This window comes from Klebsiella sp. MS 92-3 (assembly GCF_000195655.1).
Classification (GTDB): Bacteria; Pseudomonadota; Gammaproteobacteria; order Enterobacterales; family Enterobacteriaceae; genus Klebsiella; species Klebsiella pneumoniae.
Map to the genome: position 1 here is coordinate 42246 of NZ_GL882775.1, position 11803 is coordinate 54048.

General features: G+C 56.6%; 10 protein-coding genes. All 10 read left to right on the forward strand.

The window, feature by feature from the left end:
- The first annotated feature begins 2 nt into the window (after positions 1–2).
- Complete coding sequence (gene cdsA, locus HMPREF9538_RS19070; RefSeq protein ID WP_002889318.1) at positions 3–860, forward strand: phosphatidate cytidylyltransferase; 858 nt, start codon at positions 3–5, stop codon at positions 858–860.
- Positions 861–871: 11 nt separating this feature from the next.
- Positions 872–2224, forward strand: a complete 1353-nt coding sequence (rseP, locus tag HMPREF9538_RS19065) for a sigma E protease regulator RseP (protein WP_004177358.1) — start codon at positions 872–874, stop codon at positions 2222–2224.
- Between the two features lie 31 nt (positions 2225–2255).
- Positions 2256–4685, forward strand: coding sequence for an outer membrane protein assembly factor BamA (gene bamA / locus HMPREF9538_RS19060; protein WP_004145860.1), 2430 nt, complete (start codon positions 2256–2258; stop codon positions 4683–4685).
- 121 nt (positions 4686–4806) lie between these two features.
- On the forward strand, positions 4807–5292 hold the full coding sequence (gene skp / locus HMPREF9538_RS19055; RefSeq protein WP_004178645.1) for a molecular chaperone Skp: 486 nt from the start codon (positions 4807–4809) through the stop codon (positions 5290–5292).
- 3 nt (positions 5293–5295) lie between these two features.
- Positions 5296–6321: a UDP-3-O-(3-hydroxymyristoyl)glucosamine N-acyltransferase gene (gene lpxD / locus HMPREF9538_RS19050; RefSeq protein WP_002889327.1), complete on the forward strand. Its 1026-nt coding sequence runs from the start codon at positions 5296–5298 to the stop codon at positions 6319–6321.
- Positions 6322–6426: 105 nt separating this feature from the next.
- Positions 6427–6882 (forward strand): 3-hydroxyacyl-ACP dehydratase FabZ, encoded by a 456-nt coding sequence (fabZ, locus tag HMPREF9538_RS19045; protein WP_004145858.1) that lies wholly within the window; start codon positions 6427–6429, stop codon positions 6880–6882.
- 3 nt (positions 6883–6885) lie between these two features.
- Positions 6886–7674: an acyl-ACP--UDP-N-acetylglucosamine O-acyltransferase gene (gene lpxA, locus HMPREF9538_RS0127230; protein ID WP_004178647.1), complete on the forward strand. Its 789-nt coding sequence runs from the start codon at positions 6886–6888 to the stop codon at positions 7672–7674.
- A complete protein-coding gene (gene lpxB / locus HMPREF9538_RS19040) occupies positions 7674–8825 on the forward strand; it encodes a lipid-A-disaccharide synthase (RefSeq protein ID WP_002889374.1) in 1152 nt (383 codons plus the stop codon). The genes lpxA and lpxB overlap by 1 nt, the downstream gene beginning before the upstream one ends.
- Positions 8822–9421 (forward strand): ribonuclease HII, encoded by a 600-nt coding sequence (rnhB, locus tag HMPREF9538_RS19035; RefSeq protein WP_002889376.1) that lies wholly within the window; start codon positions 8822–8824, stop codon positions 9419–9421. The genes lpxB and rnhB overlap by 4 nt, the downstream gene beginning before the upstream one ends.
- Positions 9422–9438: 17 nt before the next feature.
- Positions 9439–11803: DNA polymerase III subunit alpha (gene dnaE, locus HMPREF9538_RS19030; protein WP_009484513.1), on the forward strand; the 2365-nt coding region annotated here is incomplete at its 3' end.

Sequence of the window (11803 nt, forward strand, 5' to 3'; positions counted from 1 at the left end):
TTTTGCTGAAGTATCGCCTGATATCTGCTTTCGTCTTAATCCCCATCGTCATTGCGGCATTGTTTTTATTGCCGCCGATGGGCTTTGCTATCGTCACCCTGGTGGTCTGTATGCTCGCCGCCTGGGAGTGGGGACAACTGAGCGGTTTTACCTCGACGTCGCAGCGGGTTTGGCTGGCGGTGCTGTGCGGCCTTCTGCTGGCGGCGATGCTTTTTCTGCTGCCTGAATACCATTATGACGTTCATCAACCGATGGTTGAAGGGTCGCTATGGGCCTCTTTTGCCTGGTGGATCGTCGCGTTACTGCTGGTGCTCTCATACCCGGCGTCGGCGGCATTCTGGCGCCACTCAAAGGTGCTGCGCCTCATCTTCGGCATCCTGACCATCGTCCCGTTTTTCTGGGGCATGCTGGCGCTGCGCGCCTGGCACTATGCCGATAACCACTACAGCGGCGCGCTGTGGCTGCTGTACGTCATGATCCTGGTGTGGGGCGCAGACTCTGGCGCCTATATGTTTGGTAAAATGTTTGGCAAGCACAAGCTGGCGCCGAAGGTCTCACCGGGTAAAACCTGGCAGGGCTTTTTTGGCGGTTTGCTGACCGCGGCAGTGATTTCCTGGGCCTACGGCGTGTGGGCCCATCTTGACGTCACGCCGACGGTGCTGCTGGTTTGTTCGGTGGTGGCGGCCCTGGCTTCGGTGCTGGGCGACCTGACGGAAAGTATGTTTAAGCGCGAGGCCGGCATTAAGGATAGCGGGCACTTGATTCCCGGACATGGTGGTATTCTCGATCGTATCGACAGCCTGACGGCGGCGGTACCGGTCTTCGCCTGTCTGCTACTGTTGGTCTTCAGGACGATTTGACGGAAGGTTATATGCTGAGCGTGCTCTGGAATCTGGCGGCTTTTATCATTGCGCTTGGCGTACTGATTACGGTGCATGAGTTTGGCCATTTTTGGGTGGCGCGCCGCTGCGGTATCCGGGTTGAGCGTTTTTCTATCGGCTTCGGCAAAGCGCTGTGGCGGCGGATGGATAAGCAGGGCACAGAGTTCGTCATCGCCCTGATCCCACTGGGCGGCTACGTCAAGATGCTGGATGAGCGTGTTGAAGCGGTGGCGCCGGAGATGCGTCACTACGCCTTCAACAATAAAACCGTCGGTCAGCGTGCGGCGGTGATTGCCGCCGGCCCCATCGCTAACTTCATTTTCGCTATCTTTGCTTACTGGCTGGTCTTTATCATCGGCGTTCCCGGCGTGCGGCCGGTGGTGGGTGAAATAACGCCCAATTCGGTTGCCGCGCAAGCACAAATTGCAAAAGGAACGGAACTTAAAGCGATAGATGGTATCGAAACGCCTGATTGGGATGCGGTGCGTCTGCAGCTGGTGGCCAAAATCGGCAACCCGCAAACAATAGTTACCGTCGCCCCTTTCGGGACCAATCAGCGCCAGGATAAAATCGTCGATCTGCGGCACTGGTCGTTTGAGCCAGACAAGCAAGATCCCGTGACCTCGCTGGGGATCCAGCCGCGCAGCGCGCAGATTGATACGGTGCTGGCTGAGGTTCAGGCGGGATCGGCAGCCCAGAAAGCGGGTTTGCAAGCGGGCGACCGGATCGTTAAAGTCGATGGTCAACCGTTAACGCAGTGGATGACGTTTGTTAATCTGGTGCGCGATAATCCGGGCAAAGCGCTGGCGCTGGAGATTGAACGGCAGGGGAGTGCGCTGCCGTTAACCCTGACGCCGGATGCGAAAACGGTGAAAGGTAAGGCGGAAGGGTTCGCAGGGGTGGTGCCAAAGGTCATCCCGCTGCCTGAAGAATACAAGACAGTACGTCAGTACGGACCGTTTGCCGCCATCGCTGAAGCCACGGATAAAACCTGGCAGCTGATGTCGCTGACGGTCAGGATGCTGGGTAAATTGATAACCGGTGATGTCAAACTGAACAACCTCAGTGGGCCGATCTCTATCGCTCAGGGGGCTGGAATGTCAGCGGAGTTTGGGTTGATTTATTATCTGATGTTCCTGGCGCTGATTAGCGTGAACCTCGGAATCATCAACCTGTTCCCTCTACCCGTACTGGATGGGGGACATCTGCTGTTTTTAGCGATTGAAAAGCTGAAGGGCGGGCCGGTATCCGAGCGAGTTCAAGACTTTAGTTATCGCATTGGCTCAATACTGCTGGTGCTGTTAATGGGGCTTGCACTTTTCAATGATTTCTCTCGGTTATAAGAGAGTTTGTTAGGAAGAACGCATAATAACGATGGCGATGAAAAAGTTGCTCATAGCGTCGCTGCTGTTTAGCAGCGCGACTGTATACGGTGCTGAAGGGTTCGTGGTGAAGGACATTCATTTCGAAGGCTTGCAGCGTGTCGCTGTTGGTGCGGCCCTCCTCAGTATGCCAGTGCGTCCTGGCGATACGGTGACCGACGATGATATCAGTAACACTATTCGCGCGCTGTTTGCCACTGGCAACTTCGAGGACGTCCGCGTCCTGCGCGATGGTGATACCCTGCTGGTGCAGGTGAAAGAGCGTCCGACGATCGCCAGCATCACCTTCTCCGGCAACAAGTCGGTGAAAGATGACATGCTCAAGCAGAACCTTGAGGCCTCAGGCGTTCGGGTGGGCGAGTCGCTTGACCGCACGACCATCGCGGATATCGAGAAGGGTCTTGAAGACTTCTACTACAGCGTCGGTAAATACAGCGCCAGCGTCAAAGCAGTCGTTACGCCGCTGCCGCGTAACCGTGTCGATTTGAAGCTGGTCTTCCAGGAAGGCGTCTCCGCAAAAATTCAACAGATCAACATCGTCGGCAACCATGCGTTTTCGACCGATGAGCTGATCTCCCACTTCCAGCTGCGCGATGAGGTGCCGTGGTGGAACGTGGTCGGCGACCGTAAATACCAGAAGCAGAAGCTAGCGGGCGACCTTGAAACCCTGCGCAGCTACTACCTGGATCGCGGCTATGCCCGTTTCAACATCGATTCTACCCAGGTCAGCCTGACGCCGGATAAGAAAGGGATCTACATCACCGTCAACATCACCGAAGGCGATCAGTACAAGTTTTCCGGAGTGCAGGTGACGGGCAACCTCGCTGGCCATTCCGCGGAAATTGAAGCGCTGACTAAAGTTGAGCCAGGCGAACTGTACAACGGCGCGAAAGTGACCAAGATGGAAAACGACATCAAGAAACTGTTGGGTCGTTATGGTTACGCCTATCCGCGCGTGCAGTCGCAGCCGGAGATCAACGACAGCGATAAAACCGTTAAGCTGCACGTTAACGTCGACGCAGGCAACCGTTATTACGTGCGTAAAATTCGCTTCGAAGGCAACGACACCTCTAAAGATGCCGTACTGCGCCGCGAAATGCGCCAGATGGAAGGCGCATGGCTGGGGAGCGACCTCGTCGATCAGGGTAAAGACCGTCTCAACCGTTTAGGTTTCTTTGAAACGGTGGATACTGATACCCAGCGCGTGCCGGGCAGCCCGGACCAGGTCGACGTTGTCTACAAGGTGAAAGAGCGTAACACCGGTAGCTTCAACTTCGGTATCGGCTACGGCACCGAGAGCGGCGTCAGCTTCCAGGCGGGCGTTCAGCAGGATAACTGGTTAGGTACTGGCTATGCTGTCGGGATCAACGGTACCAAAAACGACTACCAGACCTATACCGAGCTGTCGGTGACCAACCCGTACTTCACCGTAGACGGTGTAAGCCTCGGCGGTCGTGTCTTCTATAATGACTTTGATGCGAACGATGCGGATCTGTCTGACTATACCAACAAAAGCTATGGTACAGACATTACGCTGGGCTTCCCGGTCAACGAATACAACACACTGCGCGCCGGCGTCGGTTATGTGCATAACTCCCTGTCCAATATGCAGCCGCAGGTGGCAATGTGGCGTTACCTTAACTCGATGGGCCAGTATCCGGACAACACCAACGACCGGAACTCGTTCAGTGCGAATGACTTCACCTTCAACTACGGTTGGACCTATAACAAGCTTGACCGCGGCTTCTTCCCAACGGAAGGTTCGCGCGTCAACCTGAACGGTAAGGTGACCATTCCGGGCTCAGACAACGAGTACTACAAAGCGACGCTGGATACCGCGACCTACGTGCCGATCGACAACGATCATCAGTGGGTAGTACTGGGTCGTACGCGCTTTGGTTATGGCGATGGTATCGGCGGCAAAGAGATGCCGTTCTATGAGAACTTCTATGCCGGTGGTTCCAGCACCGTGCGTGGCTTCCAGTCGAACACCATTGGTCCGAAGGCGGTGTACTTCCCGGCAAGCAGTCGTCATGATGATGACGATAGTTACGATAATGAATGTAAGAGCACCGAATCCGCACCGTGTAAATCCGATGATGCGGTGGGCGGTAACGCGATGGCGGTGGCCAGCCTTGAGCTGATTACCCCGACGCCGTTTATTAGTGACAAATATGCGAACTCGGTCCGTACTTCCGTCTTCTGGGATATGGGTACCGTATGGGATACTCACTGGGATTCGAGCGCGTACGCTGGTTATCCGGATTACAGCGATCCGAGCAACATCCGTATGTCTGCGGGTATTGCCGTACAGTGGATGTCGCCGTTGGGGCCGTTGGTCTTCTCCTACGCCCAACCGTTCAAAAAGTACGATGGAGACAAAGCCGAACAGTTCCAGTTTAACATTGGTAAAACCTGGTAATTGTTGGCGGCAACGGAATGCAAGTGCAGTATAGCGCTGACTGTAGGCGATAACGCGTTTATCGCCTCGCCACGCAAATAACGGTACCCCTGGGTACTCATGGGATGGTAAGGAGTTTATTGTGAAAAAGTGGTTATTAGCTGCAGGTCTGGGTTTGGCAATGGTAACTTCCGCTCAGGCGGCAGATAAAATTGCCCTGGTGAACATGAACAGCCTGTTCCAACAGGTTGCCCAGAAAACTGGCGTTTCCAACACGCTGGAAAACGAGTTCAAAGGCCGCGCTAGCGAACTGCAGCGTATGGAAGGCGACCTGCAATCCAAAATGCAGCGTCTGCAGTCCATGAAGCCGGGCGCCGAACGTACCAAACTGGAAAAAGACGTGATGGCTCAGCGCCAGACCTTCTCCCAGAAAGCGCAGGCGTTTGAACAGGATCGCGCACGTCGTTCCAACGAAGAGCGTGGCAAACTGGTTACCCGTATCCAGACTGCCGTACAGAGCGTAGCGAAAGATCAGAGCATCGATCTGGTGGTTGACGCGAATGCCGTTGCATATAACAGCAGCGATGTAAAAGACATCACCGCTGATGTGCTGAAACAGGTTAAATAAGTAATGCCTTCAATTCGACTGGCTGATCTCGCGCAGCAGTTGGATGCAGAATTACACGGTGATGGCGATATCGTCATCACCGGCGTTGCGTCCATGCAGAGCGCGAAAACGGGCCAAATCACTTTCATGGTCAACCCTAAGTACCGTGAGCACCTGGCCGCTTGCCAGGCTTCTGCCGTTGTGATGACGCAGGATGATTTACCTTTTGCCCATAGCGCCGCGCTGGTAGTGCGTAACCCCTACCTGACCTACGCGCGCATGGCTCAAATTCTTGATACCACGCCGCAGCCGGCTCAGGATATCGCGCCGAGCGCGGTCATCGATCCGTCGGCGAAGCTGGGTAGCAACGTTGCCATTGGCGCCAACGCGGTTATCGAATCCGGCGTAGTGCTGGGCGATAACGTAGTTATCGGCGCAGGCTGCTTCGTTGGGAAAAATACGAAAATAGGCGCCGGCTCGCGTTTGTGGGCTAATGTGACCGTTTACCATGAGATTGAGATCGGCGAGAATTGCCTGATTCAGTCCAGCACGGTGATTGGCGCGGATGGCTTCGGCTACGCTAACGATCGCGGTAACTGGGTAAAGATCCCGCAGCTGGGTCGCGTCATTATTGGCGATCGCGTGGAGATTGGCGCCTGCACCACGATTGACCGTGGTGCGCTGGACGATACCGTGATTGGCAACGGGGTTATCATTGATAACCAGTGCCAGATTGCGCATAACGTGGTGATTGGCGACAATACCGCGGTCGCTGGCGGCGTTATCATGGCGGGCAGCCTGAAAATTGGCCGCTACTGCATGATTGGCGGCGCCAGCGTGATTAACGGCCATATGGAAATCTGCGATAAGGTCACCGTCACGGGGATGGGGATGGTGATGCGTCCTATCAGCGAACCTGGCGTATATTCCTCCGGTATTCCGCTGCAGCCGAACAAGGCGTGGCGTAAAACCGCTGCGCTGGTGATGAATATTGACGAGATGAGCAAGCGCCTGAAAGCGATTGAGCGCAAGGTTAATCAACAAGACTAATTCATCATTTGGTCACATGACATTTTCGGCCTGTTGCATTCGCTAAAAGATTGCCGCAGGCCGTGTTATTATTGCCTTTTAGTACATTTAGACAGGAAGAGTATTTTGACTACTGACACTCATACTCTGCACATTGAAGAGATTCTGGAACTTCTGCCTCACCGTTACCCGTTCCTGCTGGTAGACCGCGTGCTGGATTTTGAAGAAGGTCGTTTTCTGCGCGCAGTAAAAAATGTTTCTGTAAACGAGCCGTTTTTCCAGGGGCACTTCCCTGGTAAGCCGATTTTGCCGGGCGTCCTGATTCTGGAAGCAATGGCGCAAGCCACCGGGATTCTGGCGTTCAAAAGCGTCGGAAAACTGGAACCAGGCGAGCTTTACTACTTCGCGGGTATCGATGAAGCACGCTTCAAACGCCCGGTAGTACCAGGCGATCAGATGATTATGGAAGTCACTTTCGAGAAAACCCGCCGCGGCCTGACCCGTTTCAAAGGCGTTGCGCTGGTTGACGGTAAAGTGGTTTGCGAAGCGACGATGATGTGTGCGCGTAGCCGGGAGGCCTGATACGTGATTGATAAAACCGCTTTTGTTCATCCTACCGCCATTGTAGAAGAAGGCGCCGTGATTGGCGCTAACGTCCACATTGGTCCGTTTTGTATTGTTGGCGCTAACGTCGAAATCGGCGAAGGCACCGTGCTGAAGTCTCACGTTGTCGTTAACGGCCACACCAAAATCGGCCGTGACAATGAGATCTATCAGTTCGCTTCCATCGGCGAAGTTAACCAGGATCTGAAATATGCTGGCGAACCGACCCGGGTGGAAATTGGCGATCGCAACCGCATTCGCGAAAGCGTCACCATTCATCGCGGCACAGTACAGGGCGGTGGATTAACAAAGGTGGGCAACGATAACCTGCTGATGATCAACGCCCACGTGGCGCACGATTGTACGCTTGGCGATCGCTGCATTCTGGCCAATAACGCGACGCTCGCGGGCCATGTTTCGCTGGATGATTATGTCATTATCGGCGGCATGACGGCGGTGCATCAGTTCTGCGTCATTGGCTCACACGTTATGGTTGGCGGCTGCTCCGGCGTGGCGCAGGACGTTCCGCCGTTCGTCATTGCCCAGGGCAACCATGCGACGCCGTTCGGCGTTAACATCGAAGGGCTGAAACGTCGCGGCTTCAGCCGGGAAGCAATCACTGCGATCCGCAACGCGTATAAACTGCTGTACCGCAGCGGCAAAACGCTGGAAGAAGCCAAGCCGGAAATCGCCGAACTGGCTGCTCAGCATCCTGAGGTTCAGCCGTTTGTCGATTTCTTCGCTCGTTCTACCCGCGGCTTGATTCGTTAATGGCTGAACAGCGTCCCCTGACGATTGCCCTGGTCGCCGGAGAAACCTCCGGCGATATTCTAGGCGCTGGTCTCATCCGCGCGCTTAAAGCACGCATCCCGAATGCGCGCTTTGTCGGCGTGGCGGGGCCGCTAATGCAGGCGGAAGGGTGCGAAGCCTGGTATGAAATGGAAGAGCTGGCGGTGATGGGCATTGTTGAAGTGCTCGGTCGCCTGCGTCGCTTACTCCATATTCGCGCCGATTTGACCCGCCGCTTCGGCGAGCTGCGTCCCGATGTCTTCGTCGGCATCGACGCCCCTGACTTTAATATCACCCTCGAAGGAAATCTGAAAAAGCAGGGCATCAAAACCATTCACTACGTCAGCCCGTCGGTCTGGGCCTGGCGACAAAAACGCGTTTTCAAAATCGGCAGATCCACCGATCTGGTGCTAGCCTTTCTGCCTTTCGAAAAAGCGTTTTATGACAAATTTAACGTCCCCTGCCGCTTTATTGGCCATACCATGGCGGATGCGATGCCGCTGGATCCTGACAAAGGCGCTGCGCGCGACCGGTTAGGGATCCCGCACAGCGTGCGCTGCCTCGCTCTGCTACCCGGCAGCCGCGGCGCGGAAGTCGAAATGCTTAGCGCCGACTTCCTGAAAACCGCGCAGCTTCTGCGCGCCACCTATCCCGATCTGCAGGTGGTGGTGCCGCTGGTTAATGCTAAACGGCGGGAGCAGTTTGAGCGTATTAAAGCTGAGACGGCGCCGGATATGATCGTGCATATGCTGGACGGTCAGGCGCGCGATGCGATGATCGCCAGCGACGCCGCGCTGCTGGCCTCCGGGACGGCAGCGCTGGAGTGTATGCTGGCGAAATGCCCGATGGTGGTTGGCTACCGGATGAAGCCGTTCACCTTCTGGCTGGCGAAGCGGTTGGTAAAAACCGACTACGTCTCGTTACCGAACCTGCTGGCCGGTCGCGAACTGGTTAAAGAGCTGCTGCAGGATGAGTGCGAGCCCCAGGCGCTGGCAGCCGCTCTGCAGCCGCTGCTGGCCGATGGCAAAACCAGCCATGAGATGCATGAGACGTTCCGCGCCCTGCATCAGCAGATCCGCTGCAACGCCGATGAGCAGGCGGCGGACGCCGTACTGGAGTTAGCAAAACAATGATGGAGTTCGTCTATCCGCATACCCATCTGGTTGCCGGCGTCGATGAGGTCGGGCGTGGCCCCCTGGTTGGGGCGGTGGTGACCGCGGCGGTGATCCTCGATCCGGCGAAGCCGATTGTGGGTCTGAATGATTCCAAAAAACTCAGCGAGAAGCGTCGTCTGGCGCTGTTCGATGAGATTAAAGAGAAAGCGCTGTGCTGGAGCCTGGGGCGCGCCGAGCCGCACGAAATCGACGAGCTGAATATTCTGCATGCCACTATGCTGGCGATGCAGCGCGCCGTCGCCGGCCTGAGCATTGTTCCTGAGTTTGTCCTGATCGATGGCAACCGCTGTCCGTCGCTACCGATGCCCTCCCAGGCGGTGGTGAAAGGCGACAGCCGGGTGGCAGAAATCAGCGCAGCGTCTATTCTGGCAAAAGTCACTCGTGACGCCGAAATGGCCACGCTGGACCTCGCATTTCCCCACTACGGATTTGCCCAGCATAAAGGCTATCCCACCGCTGTTCACCTGCAGAAGCTGCAGGAACACGGCGCAACAGAGCATCACCGGCGCAGTTTTGGCCCGGTGAAGCGTGCCCTGGGCCTGGCGTCCAACTAAGTCACCGGGATCTAAAGATGGCTGAACCACGTTTCGTACACCTGCGGGTGCACAGCGACTATTCCATGATCGATGGGCTGGCAAAGACCGGGCCGCTGGTGAAGAAGGCGGCCTCGCTTGGCATGCCAGCGCTGGCGATCACCGATTTCACCAACCTCTGCGGACTGGTGAAGTTCTACGGGACGGGACACGGCGCGGGGATTAAGCCGATCGTCGGCGCCGACTTTCACGTGCAGTGCGACCTGCTCGGCGACGAATTTACCGAGCTGACCGTGCTGGCGGCGAACAACACCGGCTACCAGAACCTGACCCTGTTGATTTCCCGCGCCTATCAGCGCGGCTACGGCGCCCTGGGGCCGTGGATCGATCGCGACTGGCTGGTGGAACATCAGGAAGGGCTGATTCTGCTCTCCGGCGGCCGGAAAGGTGACGTCGGCGTCAGCCTGATCCGCGGCAATATGCCGCTGGTTGAACAGTGCGTCGCCTTCTACGAAGAGCATTTCCCGGACCGCTATTTTCTGGAGCTGATCCGTACCGGTCGACAGGATGAAGAGGCCTATCTCCACGCCGCCGTGGCGCTGGCGGAAGCGCGCGGCCTGCCGGTGGTGGCGACCAACGATGTCCGCTTTCTCGACACCAGCGATTTCGACGCCCATGAAATCCGCGTCGCGATCCACGACGGCTTTACGCTCGACGACCCGAAACGGCCGCGCAACTACTCGCCGCAGCAATATATGCGCAGCGAGGAAGAGATGTGCGAGCTGTTCGCCGATATTCCGGAAGCGCTGGCGAACAGCGTTGAAATTGCCAAGCGCTGCAACGTCACCGTGCGGCTTGGCGAATATTTCCTGCCGCAGTTCCCGACCGGCGATATGACCACGGAAGATTTCCTGGTCATGAAATCGAAAGAGGGTCTGGAAGAGCGGCTGGAATTCCTCTTCCCGGATCCTGCCGTCCGTGCTGAAAAGCGCCCGGAGTATGACCAGCGTCTGGATATTGAGCTCCAGGTTATCAACCAGATGGGGTTCCCGGGCTACTTCCTGATTGTGATGGAGTTTATCCAGTGGTCGAAGGATAACGGCGTGCCGGTTGGCCCGGGACGCGGTTCCGGCGCCGGTTCGCTGGTGGCCTACGCGCTGAAGATCACCGATCTTGACCCGCTGGAATTCGACCTGCTGTTCGAACGTTTCCTTAACCCGGAGCGTGTCTCGATGCCCGACTTCGACGTTGACTTCTGCATGGAGAAACGCGACCAGGTTATTGAGCACGTGGCGGATATGTACGGCCGCGACGCGGTATCGCAGATCATCACCTTCGGTACCATGGCGGCGAAAGCGGTCATCCGCGATGTCGGTCGCGTGCTGGGTCACCCGTACGGATTTGTCGATCGTATCTCCAAGCTGGTGCCGCCCGATCCGGGCATGACGCTGGCGAAAGCCTTTGAGGCCGAGCCGCAGCTGCCGGAGATCTACGAGGCGGACGAGGAAGTGAAAGCGCTGATCGACATGGCGCGTAAGCTGGAAGGGGTGACGCGAAACGCCGGTAAACATGCCGGTGGGGTAGTTATCGCTCCAACCAAAATCACCGATTTCGCGCCACTGTATTGCGATGAGCAGGGGCTGCATCCGGTTACCCAGTTTGATAAGAACGACGTGGAATACGCCGGGCTGGTGAAATTCGACTTCCTCGGTCTGCGTACGCTCACTATCATTAACTGGGCGCTGGAGATGATCAACAAGCGCCGTGAGAAGAACGGCGAAGGGCCGCTGGATATCGCCGCCATCCCGCTGGATGACAAGAAAAGCTTCGACATGCTGCAGCGCTCGGAAACCACCGCGGTCTTCCAGCTTGAATCACGCGGCATGAAAGATCTGATTAAACGCCTGCAGCCGGACTGCTTCGAAGATATGATCGCGCTGGTGGCTCTGTTCCGCCCGGGCCCGCTGCAGTCGGGGATGGTAGATAACTTTATCGACCGTAAGCATGGCCGCGAGGAGATCTCTTATCCGGACGTGCAGTGGCAGCATGAAAGCCTGAAACCGGTGCTGGAGCCAACCTACGGCATCATCCTGTATCAGGAACAGGTCATGCAGATTGCCCAGGTGCTGTCCGGATATACCCTCGGCGGCGCGGACATGCTGCGTCGTGCGATGGGTAAGAAAAAGCCGGAGGAGATGGCCAAGCAGCGTTCTATCTTTGAGGATGGGGCGAAGAAAAACGGCATAGACGGCGAACTGGCGATGAAAATCTTCGACCTGGTGGAGAAATTCGCCGGTTACGGATTTAACAAATCGCACTCCGCCGCCTACGCGTTGGTCTCCTACCAGACGCTGTGGCTTAAGGCGCACTACCCGGCCGAGTTTATGGCGGCGGGGGGGGGCG